Source organism: Helicobacter pylori FD535, from assembly GCF_000296015.2.
GTDB classification, from domain to species: Bacteria; Campylobacterota; Campylobacteria; order Campylobacterales; family Helicobacteraceae; genus Helicobacter; species Helicobacter pylori_CT.
Genome location: NZ_AKHP02000063.1, coordinates 1 through 15,279, shown reverse-complemented (window position 1 = coordinate 15,279; position 15,279 = coordinate 1). Strand labels below are relative to the sequence as shown.

13 protein-coding genes and 1 rRNA gene are annotated in these 15,279 nt (G+C 38.8%); 13 read left to right on the top strand and 1 reads right to left on the bottom strand.

Annotation, left to right across the window (positions count from 1 at the left end):
* The first annotated feature begins 521 nt into the window (after positions 1-521).
* A 16S ribosomal RNA gene (locus DV63_RS16410) occupies positions 522-2,025 on the top strand.
* 515 nt (positions 2,026-2,540) lie between these two features.
* Here DV63_RS16410 and DV63_RS16400 read toward each other — a convergent pair.
* A complete protein-coding gene (locus tag DV63_RS16400) occupies positions 2,541-2,903 on the bottom strand; it encodes a hypothetical protein (protein WP_080220073.1) in 363 nt (120 codons plus the stop codon).
* Positions 2,904-3,072: 169 nt separating this feature from the next.
* Here DV63_RS16400 and DV63_RS16395 point away from each other — a divergent pair, with 169 nt between their 5' ends.
* The 12 genes from DV63_RS16395 to atpD all read left to right on the top strand — a co-directional run.
* A complete protein-coding gene (locus DV63_RS16395) occupies positions 3,073-4,374 on the top strand; it encodes a DUF2130 domain-containing protein (RefSeq protein ID WP_001157512.1) in 1,302 nt (433 codons plus the stop codon).
* Between the two features lie 43 nt (positions 4,375-4,417).
* Positions 4,418-6,706 carry an ATP-binding protein gene (locus DV63_RS16390; protein ID WP_000368894.1) on the top strand — a complete coding sequence of 763 codons (2,289 nt, stop codon included), beginning with the start codon at positions 4,418-4,420 and terminating at the stop codon, positions 6,704-6,706.
* A 23-nt stretch (positions 6,707-6,729) separates the two neighbouring features.
* Positions 6,730-7,641: a methionyl-tRNA formyltransferase gene (fmt, locus tag DV63_RS16385; RefSeq protein ID WP_001223496.1), complete on the top strand. Its 912-nt coding sequence runs from the start codon at positions 6,730-6,732 to the stop codon at positions 7,639-7,641.
* The gene (locus DV63_RS16380; protein ID WP_001248193.1) at positions 7,638-8,276 is read left to right on the top strand and encodes a biotin--[acetyl-CoA-carboxylase] ligase; all 639 of its coding nucleotides are present in this window, start codon (positions 7,638-7,640) and stop codon (positions 8,274-8,276) included. Before fmt ends, DV63_RS16380 begins: the two co-directional genes overlap by 4 nt.
* A gap of 5 nt (positions 8,277-8,281) precedes the next feature.
* On the top strand, positions 8,282-9,073 hold the full coding sequence (gene soj / locus DV63_RS16375; protein WP_031202892.1) for a chromosome partitioning ATPase Soj: 792 nt from the start codon (positions 8,282-8,284) through the stop codon (positions 9,071-9,073).
* Between the two features lie 2 nt (positions 9,074-9,075).
* Positions 9,076-9,963 carry a ParB/RepB/Spo0J family partition protein gene (locus DV63_RS16370; protein WP_001107411.1) on the top strand — a complete coding sequence of 296 codons (888 nt, stop codon included), beginning with the start codon at positions 9,076-9,078 and terminating at the stop codon, positions 9,961-9,963.
* Between the two features lie 113 nt (positions 9,964-10,076).
* Positions 10,077-10,511 carry a FoF1 ATP synthase subunit B' gene (locus DV63_RS16365; RefSeq protein WP_001027613.1) on the top strand — a complete coding sequence of 145 codons (435 nt, stop codon included), beginning with the start codon at positions 10,077-10,079 and terminating at the stop codon, positions 10,509-10,511.
* 3 nt (positions 10,512-10,514) lie between these two features.
* Entirely contained in the window at positions 10,515-11,030 is a 516-nt protein-coding gene (locus DV63_RS16360) for a F0F1 ATP synthase subunit B (RefSeq protein ID WP_000480447.1), read from the top strand.
* Complete coding sequence (locus DV63_RS16355) at positions 11,031-11,573, top strand: F0F1 ATP synthase subunit delta (protein ID WP_001153230.1); 543 nt, start codon at positions 11,031-11,033, stop codon at positions 11,571-11,573. It begins immediately after the preceding gene.
* Between the two features lie 22 nt (positions 11,574-11,595).
* Positions 11,596-13,107 carry a F0F1 ATP synthase subunit alpha gene (atpA, locus tag DV63_RS16350; RefSeq protein WP_000080482.1) on the top strand — a complete coding sequence of 504 codons (1,512 nt, stop codon included), beginning with the start codon at positions 11,596-11,598 and terminating at the stop codon, positions 13,105-13,107.
* Positions 13,108-13,121: 14 nt separating this feature from the next.
* Positions 13,122-14,027 carry an ATP synthase F1 subunit gamma gene (gene atpG / locus DV63_RS16345; RefSeq protein ID WP_000002184.1) on the top strand — a complete coding sequence of 302 codons (906 nt, stop codon included), beginning with the start codon at positions 13,122-13,124 and terminating at the stop codon, positions 14,025-14,027.
* 32 nt (positions 14,028-14,059) lie between these two features.
* Positions 14,060-15,279, top strand: a 1,220-nt coding sequence (atpD, locus tag DV63_RS16340; RefSeq protein ID WP_031202877.1) for a F0F1 ATP synthase subunit beta, incomplete at its 3' end; no start/stop codon positions are given.

The following is a 15,279-nucleotide window of genomic DNA, read 5'->3' as shown; positions in this document are numbered from 1 at the left end:
AAATTTCAAAATATTTTCCCAAACATTCCCTAGATTTAAGCAAACCTTAAGCTTTGTATGACTATACTTTCATTTCCTTGTTTCAGCAAGGGCTTTTAAAAGCCGCTTGATACCTTACAAGGATAGCTGATTAAAGCAAACGATCTTTGAAAACTAAGCAAATTGATAGAAGTTCTTTTTAAAGGGATATTCTAAAATGATTTTAAGGATGACTTATTATAAAGAGTGAGGGTTTCAATCGCTTTCATTCTATTATGAGAAATTCTTATCCAACGAGTGCTGTTCAATAATCATTGATTGTATGATGATGATTGATGGTTAATTGGCATGAGAGTATTTACTAGGTTAGCGTTTAGCTAAACCTTTTTAAAAAGTTTCTTTCTGTTTTGTTGTTGTAATACTTAAGAACACAACCCGTTTTATTCAATAATCAAATAAAACGAGTTCTTGTGATACGCTAAAGCTGTTGTTAAGAATAACAACAGCCTATCAAAAAACAAAAGAGCTTTAGGACAAACACTTTTATGGAGAGTTTGATCCTGGCTCAGAGTGAACGCTGGCGGCGTGCCTAATACATGCAAGTCGAACGATGAAGCTTCTAGCTTGCTAGAATGCTGATTAGTGGCGCACGGGTGAGTAACGCATAGGTCATGTGCCTCTTAGTTTGGGATAGCCATTGGAAACGATGATTAATACCAGATACTCCCTACGGGGGAAAGATTTATCGCTAAGAGATCAGCCTATGTCCTATCAGCTTGTTGGTAAGGTAATGGCTTACCAAGGCTATGACGGGTATCCGGCCTGAGAGGGTGAACGGACACACTGGAACTGAGACACGGTCCAGACTCCTACGGGAGGCAGCAGTAGGGAATATTGCTCAATGGGGGAAACCCTGAAGCAGCAACGCTGCGTGGAGGATGAAGGTTTTAGGATTGTAAACTCCTTTTGTTAGAGAAGATAATGACGGTATCTAACGAATAAGCACCGGCTAACTCCGTGCCAGCAGCCGCGGTAATACGGAGGGTGCAAGCGTTACTCGGAATCACTGGGCGTAAAGAGCGCGTAGGCGGGATAGTCAGTCAGGTGTGAAATCCTATGGCTTAACCATAGAACTGCATTTGAAACTACTATTCTAGAGTGTGGGAGAGGTAGGTGGAATTCTTGGTGTAGGGGTAAAATCCGTAGAGATCAAGAGGAATACTCATTGCGAAGGCGACCTGCTGGAACATTACTGACGCTGATTGCGCGAAAGCGTGGGGAGCAAACAGGATTAGATACCCTGGTAGTCCACGCCCTAAACGATGGATGCTAGTTGTTGGAGGGCTTAGTCTCTCCAGTAATGCAGCTAACGCATTAAGCATCCCGCCTGGGGAGTACGGTCGCAAGATTAAAACTCAAAGGAATAGACGGGGACCCGCACAAGCGGTGGAGCATGTGGTTTAATTCGAAGATACACGAAGAACCTTACCTAGGCTTGACATTGAGAGAATCCGCTAGAAATAGTGGAGTGTCTGGCTTGCCAGACCTTGAAAACAGGTGCTGCACGGCTGTCGTCAGCTCGTGTCGTGAGATGTTGGGTTAAGTCCCGCAACGAGCGCAACCCCCTTTCTTAGTTGCTAACAGGTCATGCTGAGAACTCTAAGGATACTGCCTCCGTAAGGAGGAGGAAGGTGGGGACGACGTCAAGTCATCATGGCCCTTACGCCTAGGGCTACACACGTGCTACAATGGGGTGCACAAAGAGAAGCAATACTGCGAAGTGGAGCCAATCTTCAAAACACCTCTCAGTTCGGATTGTAGGCTGCAACTCGCCTGCATGAAGCTGGAATCGCTAGTAATCGCAAATCAGCCATGTTGCGGTGAATACGTTCCCGGGTCTTGTACTCACCGCCCGTCACACCATGGGAGTTGTGTTTGCCTTAAGTCAGGATGCTAAATTGGCTACTGCCCACGGCACACACAGCGACTGGGGTGAAGTCGTAACAAGGTAACCGTAGGTGAACCTGCGGTTGGATCACCTCCTTTCTAGAGAAAAGCTTTTAATATTCGCTTATTAAAAGCCCAAGAGTATTACCTGACAAAAGAACTTCTTTTGCTTAGTTTTGAAGGATTGGGCTTATTCTTTCTTTTGTCTTATTTGTTATCTCTTTTATTTTTATTGGTTTTTACACCCTTTTGCTTTTGTTGCTTATTGGATTTTTCTTGTGTTTATGTTTTTAGTTGTTATTTTTTTCGTGTTTGTGTTTTAATGTTTAATGTTTTTTATTCCTTTAAATCAAACTAATTCAATCTCTAAGAACAAGCAGTGTCTTTTCTCTTTTGTTTGTCTATGCTTCAGTGTTCAAGTTTTTCATTTTTATGTTTTTTGCTTATTGTTTGTTCTTAATGTTTGGAAACTTAAAGTTTAATATTGTTGCTTCTTACTTCTTTTGTTTAGGTTTTAGTGTTAGTGTTTGGGGTTGGTGGGTCTGATCTGATTATTTTTGAATGCGTTTAGATTTAAAAACCCCATTTATGTATTGATATTCAAAATCTTATTTTTAGAGTTTTAAACGCTCAAGGATTTGGATTTTCATTTCTTTCGGATCTAATTGAACAAGTTGTTGGCGTTCAAAATTGCGTGCCTGAAAATCAATGCAATGCAATAACTCAAAAATAATAGAATCGTTTTCATAGGGGGCAACTAGGCGCATGCCCGAATAATGGAATTGAGTGCAAGAAAGCGCAATAAATGCGCTGTAGGGTTTTAATAAGGGATTTCTATTGTGTGGATTGAGTTTGATAATACCTCCAAAAACAATTGTTTTTATATTTTTGTTTTCATCAGATGGGCTTTGTAAAATAACTTGTTCTAAAAAATGATTGATGAGCAGCACTCTATACGCCGATGCGGGTCTAGGGATAGACGCCTTTTGTAATGCTAATACAGATTGTTGTTTGTGGGAATGCTAAGAAAAAGTCCTTGTTTTCATAAAAGCCCTATTTTACTGAACTTATTGGATAAAACCTGCTTAAGTTAAATTGATCTCATTCTATTATAAAATATAAAAAATCAAATTTTAAAGGAAAATCATGCAAGAAAATCAAACCCGTCCTTTTATATGCCCTAATTGTCAAACGCCAATTAATGTGAATGAAGCGCTATACAAACAGATTGAGCAAGAAAATCAAAGCCGGTTTTTAGCCCAACAAAAAGCGTTTGAAAAAGAGGTGAATGAGAAAAGAGCGCAGTATCAGAGCCATTTCAAAATGTTAGAGCAAAAAGAAGAGGCCTTAAAAGAGCGAGAGAGGGAACAAAAGGCTCAATTTGATGATGCGGTCAAACAAGCGAGCGCGCTAGCCTTGCAAGATGAAAGGGTTAAAATCATTGAAGAAGCCAGAAAAAACGCTTTTTTAGAGCAGCAAAAGGGCTTGGAATTGTTGCAAAAAGAATTAGAGGAGAAGTCCAAACAAGTCCAGGAATTGCACCAGAAAGAAGCGGAAATTGAAAGGCTCAAAAGAGAAAATAACGAAGCAGAGAGCCGATTGAAAGCGGAGAATGAAAAGAAATTGAATGAAAAATTGGAAACGGAAAGGGAAAGAATAGAAAAAGCCTTGCATGAAAGAAACGAATTGAAATTCAAGCAGCAAGAAGAGCAATTAGAAATGTTAAGAAACGAGTTGAAAAACGCTCAAAGAAAGGCCGAATTAAGCTCGCAGCAATTCCAAGGTGAGGTGCAAGAATTGGCGATTGAAGAGTTTTTGAGGCAAAAATTCCCCTTAGATTGCATTGAAGAAATCAAAAAAGGGCAAAGAGGGGGCGATTGCATTCAGGTGGTGCATACTAGGGAATTTCAAAATTGCGGGAAAATTTATTATGAGAGCAAACGCACGAAAGAATTCCAAAAAGCTTGGGTGGAAAAGCTCAAAAGCGACATGCGAGAGATTGGGGCTGATGTGGGGGTCATTGTGAGTGAAGCGCTGCCTAAAGAGATGGAGAGGATGGGGTTATTTGAAGGGGTGTGGGTGTGTTCGTTTGAAGAGTTTAAAGCCTTGAGCGCGGTGTTAAGAGAGGGGGTTATTCAAGTGGGTTTGGCGAAGAAAAGTCAGGAAAACAAGGGCGATAAAATGGATCTGCTCTATCATTATTTGACCAGCTCGGAATTTTCTATGCAAGTGAGTGCGATTATAGAGGGGTTTGAGCGATTGAGAGCGGATTTAGAAAGCGAAAAACGCGCGATGAATAGGATTTGGAAAAGCAGAGAAAAACAAATGGAAAAAGTGTTTGAGGGCACGATTAACATGTATGGCTCTATTAAGGGCATTGTGGGTAATGCGATAGGGCAAGTGAAAGCGTTGGAGCTTGGGTATGATGGGGAAGATTTGGAGGATTAGTTTTTGTGGTGCACTTTGAGATAGTATTATATTAGGAGAAAATGTGGACAATAAAGATAAACAACAACAGAATATAAGCAGTGGGATTTCTCAAATCGTATTAAAAAATGTGGCAACTTTTGATGAAAATGGGGCGAGTTTTGAGAATTTAAATTCTATCAACTTTATTTATGGGGCTAATGGGAGTGGTAAGACAACCACTTCTAGTTTTTTAAAAAATCTAGCTGAAAATAGGATTGAAGACAAGTTTGCTAATAGCAAAATAGAGTGGCATCGTAGCATCAGTGAGAGCTTAAAGATTGAAGTTTATAACAAGCAATTTAAAGAAGAGCAATTTAGAAGCTCTCAAGTTAAAGGCATTTTTACGCTCAGTAAAAAAACAAACGAGAATTTAGAAAACATTGAGAGCAAGAAAGAATTAATAAACAAAGAGAAAGAAAAGAAGATAAAGAATGAAGAAAGCTTGCAAAAATTAAAACAAGAAAGGAAAGAGAAAGAAAAGGATTTTACTAATAGTTGTTGGGAAAAGCTTTATAAGAAAAATGAAGAGAATTTTAAAGAGACACTAGAGGGTTTTAAGCGTAAAGAGAAGTTTAAAGAAAAAATTCTTGAGGAATTTAAAAGCAATGAACACAATGAAAGCGAGATAGTAAAACTAGAAGAATTAAAAGAAAACATTAAGATCGTTTTTAGTAAAAACCAAACAGAATTGGTGCCATTGGAATGCAATTTAACAGATTTTGATTCTATTGAAAATCATTCTATTTGGGAACAAAAAATTGTAGGGAGTGGTGATGTAGCCATTGCAGATTTAATAAAAAAAATAAATAATGAGGATTGGGTAGCTCAAGGCAGAGAGTATCTCTCAAAAGATGGCAATGCATGCCCTTTTTGTCAAAAAGAAACCATTACCGAAGATTTTAAAAAACAACTAGAATCTTATTTTGATACAAATTATCAAGAATCTACTGAAACGATCAAAAAAATGAAAGAGGACTACACAAACAAAACCGCTGAGGTGTTGGAGCGACTTGATAAGATTGTTGAAACAGAACAAAAGAATCAACAAATCAAATTAAAAACAGAGATTTTTAAAAGAATTGTTGAAACCTTGAAGAGCAAAATCAATGCGAATCGACAAAAGATGCACGATAAGAGTAAAGAAATGAGCAGAAGTTTTGAGCTAGAAAGCACCAAAAATGAGATAAAAGAAATTAGAGATCTGATTGATACAGCTAACCAGCAAATAGTCAATCATAATGAGATAATAAAAGACACTAAAAACCAGAAAAAGAATTGCGTGGAACAAACTTGGAAATTTCTAGTCAATGAATTTAAAAGTGATATACAAGAATATAATAAAAAGTATTGCGGTTTGGAGAAAGGGATAAACAATTTAGATAAAGAAATTAGTGAAAATCAAGAAAAGATAAAGAAATTAAAAAATGAAATTGGGGAATTAGAAAAAAACATGGTGAGCATAAAGCCCATTGTCAATGAAATCAATACGCTTTTAAAAGGGTATGGATTCACGAATTTTAGTTTGGCATGCACTGAAGATGAAAAATTTTATCGTATTCAAAGAGAAGATGGTCAATTGGTGGGAGAAACACTGAGTGAGGGTGAAGTTACTTTCATCACTTTCTTATATTATTATCATTTAACAAAAGGCTCTTTAAAAGAGAACGATATATCAAAAAATAAGGTTTTAGTGATTGATGACCCCATTTCAAGTTTGGATAGCAATATATTGTTTATAGTGAGTGTTTTAGTTAAGGTTCTTATGAAAGAAACCATGGAAGAAAAAACAAACATCAAGCAAATCATTATACTAACCCACAACACATATTTTTACAAGGAAATTACATTAGAATATGATTTAAAACGCTATCAAGGGAAATATTCTTTTTGGATAATTAAAAAGGATAATAATGTTTCAAAAATTGAAAAATTTGGAGAAAACCCTATTAAAAATTCCTATGAGTTACTATGGCAGGAAGTAAGATGGGCAAAAGAAAAACAAGCAAAAGAAAATAATATTTCTTTGGTATCTTTACAAAATATTATACGAAGAATTATTGAGTATTACTTTAGGATTTTAGGCGGTTTTGAACATAATCATAACTTGAGTGAATGTTTTAAGGATATTAGAGAACAGCAAGTGTGTAACTCTTTCATTTCATGGTTTAATGATGGTTCTCATGGGATTTCAGATGATTTGTTTGTGCAAAGTCAAGATACAAGTATTGAGACATATTTAAAAGTTTTTGAAAATATATTTAAAATAACCGGTCATGAAGCTCATTATAAAATGATGATGGGAATAAAGTAAAAAAACTAAAAACAAGGAATAACATGCGCATCGTATTTATGGGAACGCCGGGGTTTGCTGAAGTGATCTTAAGGGCGTTGGTTGGAAATAAAGACATAGAAGTGGTGGGGCTATTCACGCAGATGGATAAACCTTTTGGGCGTAAAAAGGAATTGAAAGCCCCAGAGACTAAAACATACATTCTAGAAAATCATTTAAATATCCCCATTTTCCAGCCACAAAGTTTGAAAGAGCCTGAAGTCCAAATTTTAAAAGATCTAAAGCCTGATTTTATTGTGGTGGTGGCTTATGGTAAGATTTTGCCTAAAGAGGTTTTAACCATCGCTCCTTGCATCAATTTGCATGCATCGTTATTGCCTAAATACAGGGGGGCTTCGCCTATTCATGAGATGATTTTAAATGACGATAAGATCTATGGCATAAGCACCATGCTTATGGATGTGGGGTTGGATAGTGGGGATATTTTAGAGAGCGCTTCGTTTTTGAGGGAGGAATACTTAGATTTAGACGCTTTAAGTTTAAAATTAGCGCATATGGGGGCAGCCTTACTCCTTTCAACGCTCAAAAATTTCTCTTCCATCACAAGAAAGCCTCAAGATCACGCACAGGCTAGTTTTTGTAAAAAAATCACCAAGGCCGATGGTTTAGTGGGTTTTAAAGACGCTAAAAGCTTGTTTTTAAAATCGCTTGCGTTTAAGAGTTGGCCAGAAATCTTTTTAGAAAACAGCCTTAGACTTTTAGAAGTGGGGTTGGTGGAGAATGAAAAAAGCCACAAGGAAGGCGAGATTTTAGAAATTGATGAAAAAGGCGTTCTTGTAGGTTGCTTGAAGGGTAGCGTGCGTATAGCAAGGTTGCAGGCGGTGGGTAAAAAGCCTTTGAAAGCGAAAGATTATTTGAATGGCAAGCGTTTGAAAATAGGCGGTATTTTGGCATGAGACAATGTGAAAAAAGAGTTTTTGATAGCCTGCCTTCCACGCAAACCTATCTTTTAGAAAAACTCAAAAATAACGAACTCAAAGCCCCCATTTTGATCTTGGCTAAAAACCAAAGCGCCGGGATAGGCAGTAGGGGGAATGTTTGGGAGGGTGTGAAAAGCGCTTTGACTTTTTCGCTCGCTTTAAACGCAAGCGATTTGCCTAACGATTTGCCCATGCAAGCGAACGCTTTGTATTTAGGGTTTTTATTCAAAGAAGTTTTAAAAGAGCTAGGCTCTCAAACCTGGCTGAAATGGCCTAACGACTTGTATTTAGGGGATCAAAAAATAGGGGGCGTGCTGGTTAATGTTTATAAAGGCATGCGGGTGTGCGGCATTGGTGTGAATAGGGTTTCAAAGAAATGGGCATGTTTAGATATTGGCGCGAGCGACGATTTGATTATAGAGGGCTTTTTAAAAAAAATAGAAGAAAATCTGTTTTGGTGGGAAGTTTTAAGTAAGTATGCGTTAGAATTTCACAGAAGCAACTCTTTTAGCTTCCATAATGATTGCAATGAAGCGGTGAGTTTGAAAGATGCGGAATTGTTAGAAGACGGCCGTGTTTGTATTAAAGGTAAGATTTATGATAGGATGTGAGTATGATGAGTGAAATCATTGCAGTGGCTAATCAAAAAGGGGGTGTGGGCAAAACGACAACAGCGGTTAATTTAGCGGCTTCTTTAGCGGCGCATGAAAAAAAAATCTTGTTGATTGATTTTGATCCGCAAGCCAACGCCACTTCAAGCTTGGGTTTTAGGCGCGATAAAATTGATTATGATATTTATCATGTGCTGATTGGCCGTAAGCAAATTTCTCAAGTGATCTTAAAAACCCAAATGCCTTTTTTGGATTTAGTGCCTTCTAATTTGGGTTTGGCCGGGTTTGAAAAAACCTTTTATGACAGCCAAGATGAGAATAAACGAGGCGAACTCATGCTCAAAAACGCCTTAGAGAGCGTGGTGGGGCTTTATGATTATATTATTATTGATTCCCCGCCAGCTCTAGGGCCTCTCACGATCAATTCGCTTTCAGCAGCCCATTCGGTGATCATTCCTATCCAATGCGAATTTTTTGCCCTTGAAGGCACTAAATTATTGCTTAATACCATTAGAATGCTGCAAAAAAGCACGAACCCTAAGCTCAAAATCAGAGGTTTTTTACCCACAATGCATGTCCCTCAACTCAATTTGACCAAAGGGGTTTTAGCGGAATTGTTTAAGTATTTTGACTCAGAGTTTTTTAGAGATTCAACTACAGGAGAGTATATTATGATCCCTAAAAGCGTGAAACTAGCGGAATCGCCTAGTTTTGGTAAGCCCATCTTGCTCTATGATATTAAATCTAATGGCAGTATCGCTTATCAAAAATTAGCTCAAAGCATTCTTCAGGGGTAGTGATGGCAAAAAATAAAGTGTTGGGTAGGGGTTTAGCGGATATTTTCCCTGAAATCAATGAAGTGTATGAGCAGGGTCTATATGAAAGAGCGAATCGGGTTGTGGAGCTTGGTATTGATGAGGTGATGCCTAATCCTTACCAGCCCAGAAAGGTCTTTAGCGAAGATTCTTTAGAAGAATTAGCGCAATCCATTAAAGAACATGGTTTGTTGCAACCGGTTTTAGTGGTGAGTGAGAACGGGCGTTACCATTTGATCGCTGGTGAAAGGCGTTTAAGAGCGAGCAAATTGGCTAAAATGCCTACGATTAAAGCGATTGTTGTGGATATTGAGCAAGAAAAAATGCGTGAAGTCGCTTTGATTGAAAATATCCAGCGAGAAGATTTAAACCCTTTAGAGTTGGCTAGATCGTATAAAGAATTGCTTGAAAGCTATCAAATGACCCAAGAAGAGCTGTCTAAAATCGTTAAAAAATCCAGAGCCCATGTGGCTAATATCATGCGTTTATTGACGCTCTCTTCTAAGGTTCAAAACGCTCTTTTAGAAGAAAAAATCACTTCAGGGCATGCAAAAGTTTTGGTGGGTTTAGATGAAGAAAAGCAAGAATTGATCTTAAATTCCATTATAGGGCAGAAACTCAGCGTGCGCCAGACAGAAGATTTAGCGCGTGATTTTAAAATAAACGCAAATTTTGAAAATAAAAAACATGGTTTTAGGAAACATGGTTTCAGGGAAACCCAAACGCTCATCGCTGAAGATGAATTAGAACGCTTTAATCAAAGTTTGTGGGATCATTACAAGCTTAAAGCGGCTTTGAAAGGGAATAAAATCATTTTACGATGTTATGAAAATTCTCTTTTAGAGGCTTTTATAAAAAAAATGATGTCTTAACGCTTGAATATCCTCAAATTTTAAGCGATTTTTTGTTAAGATAGAGTTAATGTTTTTATAAAAATGCGAGTTTCAAATATTTATTTTGTAGGATTTTAGGAAAGAAATAGGTCATGAATATATCGGTTAACCCCTATTTAATGGCGGTCGTTTTTGTAGTGTTTGTGTTATTGTTGTGGGCGATGAATGTTTGGGTGTATAGGCCTTTGTTGGCTTTTATGGATAACAGACAGGCAGAGATAAAGGATAGCTTGGCTAAAATCAAAACGGATAATGCCCAAAGTGTGGAGATCCGCCATCAAATTGAAACTCTTCTTAAAGAAGCGGCTGAAAAGCGTAGGGAAATGATAGCAGAAGCGATTCAAAAAGCCACAGAGTCCTATGACGCTGTGATCAAGCAAAAAGAGAACGAACTCAATCAAGAGTTTGAAGCGTTTGCAAGGCAATTACAAAATGAAAAACAAGCGCTAAAAGAGCAGTTGCAAGCACAAATGCCGGTGTTTGAATACGAGTTAAACAAGCGTGTGGCTATGGGTTTAGGGAGTTGATGGATGTTTTTAGTTAAAATGGTGTTAGGGTTTTTGATCCTTTTAAGCCCTTTGTGCGCTACTGGATTGGATATTTCACAAACAGATATTATAGAGCGTTCTTTAAATTTTCTCTTATTTGCGGGGATTTTGTGGTATTTTCTGGCTAAAAAACTGCGTTCATTTTTACGCTCTAAAAGCCTTGAAATCTCCAAACGCTTAGAAGAGATTCAAGCCCAACTTAAAGTGAGTAAAGAAAATAAGAAAAGACTCTTAAAAGAATTAGAGCAAGCCAAAGAAAAAGCGGAATTGATTATTTCTGATGCGAATAAAGAAGCTTACACGATCACGCAAAAATACGAATTGCAAACCAAAATGGATGTGGAAAATTTGATCAAAAATTCTAAGGCGTTGATGGATTTAGAAGTTAAAAAGATCAAAAGAGAGCTGGTTGAAAGCGTTTTTAAAGATCTAAGAGAGAGCAAAAAAGTGTCTTTCAATGCGCAAGATTGCGTGAATATTTTGAAACAAAGGCTTTAAATGCAAGATTTAAAAGTGATCGCTAATCATTATACTAAGGCGTTGAAAAACTACACTAAAGGCGATTTAGCGTTATTGGAAGAAATTGTTGTGGGGCTTAAAAATGTGGCAGAAGCCATAAGACGGCACAAACTCAACCAGGTGCTAGCCCATGTTTCTTTAAAAGTTAAAAAAGAGATTGTATTTGAAATCTTAGAAAAAATAACTTCGGCAAAAGCGTGTTCAGTTTTAAAGCCTGTAATGGAAGTGGTGTTAAAAAATAACAAGCTTGATGTGTTGGAATTGATCACTGAAGAGCTGTCTTTTGATTCTAAAAAGACTTTAGAAGCCACGCTTTTAGTCCCAGAAAAGCTTGAAAATAATGAACTAGAAGCCGTGCAGCAAAAATTGCAAGCGCGTTTTAACGCTCCTGTAGAAATCGCTCAAGACACTTGGTCTAAAAAAGGGGTTTCCTTGAGCGTTTCAAGCCTGGATTTAGAAATAGGCTTTTCTAAAGAAGATATTTTAAAGAAAATAGAAAAACAGGTTATTCAATCTATTTAATCAATCTAAGGAGATAAAGATAATGTCCCAACTAAAATTGGAAGAAATCAGCTCGGTTATTGAAGAAAAAATCAAGAATTTTGAACTTGATTGCGATATGGCTGAAGTAGGAAAAGTCGTTTCATACGCTGATGGTGTGGCTAAGGTTTATGGCTTAAATGGTGTGATGTCGTATGAAGTGCTGGAGTTTGAAACAGGGGATAAAGGCGTTGCGGCTAACTTAGAAGAAGATAGCGTTGGCGTGATTGTGTTTGGTTTTGGCAACAATATTAAAGAGGGGACTGGCGTTAAGCGCACGAAGAGTTTGATGAAAGTTCCTGTTGGCGATGCGGTTGTGGGGCGTGTGTTGAACGCTTTGGGTGAGCCTATTGATGGCAAGGGTGAGATAGAAACGAATGAATTTAGTCTCATAGAGCAAAAAGCCCCGGGCATTATGGACAGAAAATCCGTGCATGAGCCTTTACAAACAGGCATTAAAGCCATTGATGCGTTGGTGCCTATTGGGCGCGGGCAAAGGGAATTGATCATTGGGGATAAACAAACCGGTAAAACCACCGTAGCGATCGATGCGATCATTAACCAAAAAGGGCAAAATGTGATCTGTATCTATGTGGCTATTGGGCAAAAAGAATCCACTGTCGCGCAAGTGGTCCGCAAATTAGAAGAATACGGAGCGATGGAATACAGCGTCGTGATCAACGCTTCGGCTTCAGATTCAGCTGCGATGCAATATTTAGCCCCTTATTCAGGTGTGGCTATGGGGGAATACTTTAGAGATCATGCCCGCCATGCCCTAATCATTTATGATGATTTGAGTAAGCATGCTGTCGCTTACAGAGAAATTTCTTTGATTTTGAGAAGACCCCCAGGTAGGGAGGCTTTTCCTGGAGATGTGTTTTATATCCACTCACGGCTTTTAGAAAGAGCGGCTAAACTTTGCGATGAAAAGGGTGCGGGTTCTTTGACCGCGCTCCCTATTGTGGAAACTCAAGCGGGCGATGTTTCAGCCTATATCCCTACGAATATCATTTCTATTACAGACGGACAGATTTTCTTAGAAACGGATTTGTTTTATTCAGGGATCCGCCCGGCTATCAATGTGGGCTTATCGGTTTCAAGGGTTGGAGGGGCCGCTCAAATCAAAGCGACCAAGCAGGTTTCAGGGACTTTGCGCCTGGATTTAGCGCAATACAGAGAGTTGCAAGCTTTCACGCAATTCGCTTCTGATTTAGATGAAGCGAGTAAAAAACAATTAGAAAGGGGGCAACGCATGGTAGAAGTGTTGAAACAAGCCCCTTATTCGCCTTTGCCTATTGAAAAGCAAGTGGTCATTATTTACGCTGGGGCTAAGGGCTTTTTAGATAGCGTGAGCGTGAAAAAAGTCGTGGATTTTGAAGAGCAACTGCACCCTTTCTTGGAAGCAAAATACCCCCAAGTTTTAGAAGAAATCCACACTAAAAAAGCGCTAGATAAGGATTTAGAAGCCATGCTAAGAAAAGTCTTAGAGGAATTTAAGCTCACTTATAGCGAGTAGGAGACGGCTAGAACATGGCGAATTTAAGAGACATTAGAAAGAAAATTGGAAGCGTTAAAAACACGCAAAAAATCACGCATGCGATGAAACTCGTTTCCACTTCCAAGCTAAGAAAGGCTGAAGAAGTTGCAAGAAATTCCAGAGCGTATGCATTGAAGCTAGACGCTGTGTTTGATGATGTGCTATCCAAGATGAAAAATCAAGGGATTGAAGACATTCAAAGCAAGTATTTTAGGGAATTAGAAAGACTTGAAATCAAAAAAGTGGATATTATTTTTATCACAGCCGATAAGGGGCTTTGTGGGGGCTTTAACACCAATACCATTAAAAAAGTTTTAGCATGCACGAATGAATACAAAGAAAAAGACATTAAAGTGCGTTTGCGCGGTATTGGTAAAAAGGGTAATGAGTATTTTAGCTTTAACGGGATAGAGGTTTTAGACAAGATCAATAATTTGAGTTCTATGCCTAATTATGAACGCGCGCAGGAATTCATGAAAAAAGTGGTAGAGGATTATTTGAGTGGGAAAACCGATAAGGTGATTATCATTCATAATGGCTTTAAAAACATGATCACTCAAGAAATAAGAGTCAAAACAATTTTGCCTATTGGGTATAAAATCATCCACCAAAACCCCCAGCCTAGTGAGACGCAAGAGACTATTACTAGTGAGCCAAGCGGGAGTGAAGATGAAATTTTAGACTCTTTGGCAGAAAAATATGTGGAGTATAGTTTATACTACGCTTTGATTGATTCTTTAGCCGCAGAGCATAGCGCTAGAATGCAGGCTATGGATACAGCGACGAATAACGCTAAAGATTTGGTTAAAACTTTAACCATTTCTTATAATAAAGCCAGACAAGAGGCGATTACGACCGAGCTAGTAGAAATCAATGCTGGCGTAGAAGCCCTAAAATAAAAATTACATTAAAATAAGGAGCGATGAAAGCGATGGAAGGTAAAATCATTCAGGTTTTAGGCCCTGTGGTAGATGTGGAATTTGAATCCTATCTGCCGGCGATTTTTGAAGCGTTAGACATTAATTTTGAAGTTAATGGCGTTCAAAAATCTTTAGTTTTAGAGGTGGCAGCCCATTTGGGTGGTAATCGGGTGCGAGCGATTGCTATGGATATGACAGAAGGCTTGGTGCGTAACCAAGCCGTCAAAGCTCGCGGCAAAATGATTGAAGTGCCTGTGGGTGAAGAAGTGTTAGGGCGTATTTTTAATGTTGTGGGCGAGAGCATTGACAATTTAGAGCCTCTTAAGCCGTCCTTAACTTGGCCCATTCACAGAAAAGCCCCTAGTTTTGAGCAGCAAAGCACTAAAACAGAAATGTTTGAAACCGGTATTAAAGTCATTGACTTGCTCGCGCCTTATTCTAAGGGCGGTAAAGTAGGCTTGTTTGGTGGGGCTGGCGTAGGCAAAACGGTGATCATTATGGAGCTTATCCATAATGTGGCTTATAAACATAACGGGTATTCGGTGTTTGCAGGTGTGGGGGAACGCACCAGAGAAGGGAACGATCTGTATTTTGAGATGAAAGAAGGGGGCGTTTTAGACAAAGTCGCGCTGTGCTATGGGCAAATGAATGAGCCACCAGGCGCGAGAAACCGCATCGCATTCACCGGCTTGACGATGGCGGAGTATTTTCGTGATGAAAAGGGCTTAGATGTGTTGATGTTTATTGACAACATCTTTAGATACGCTCAAAGCGGTGCAGAAATGAGCGCGCTATTAGGCCGTATCCCTTCAGCCGTAGGGTATCAGCCCACGCTAGCCGGGGAAATGGGGAAACTTCAAGAGCGTATCGCTTCCACTAAAAATGGCTCTATCACTTCGGTTCAAGCGGTGTATGTGCCAGCAGACGACTTGACTGATCCAGCCCCTGCTTCGGTATTCGCTCATTTAGATGCGACTACGGTATTGAATAGAAAGATCGCTGAAAAAGGGATTTATCCGGCGGTGGATCCTTTGGATTCCACTTCAAGGATTTTAAGCCCTCAAATGATCGGCGAGAAGCATTATGAAATCGCTACCGGTATCCAGCAGGTTTTGCAAAAATACAAGGATTTGCAAGATATTATTGCGATTTTGGGCTTAGACGAATTGAGCGAAGAGGATAAAAAGATTGTTGAGAGGGCCAGAAAAATTGAGAAGTTTTTATCCCAGCC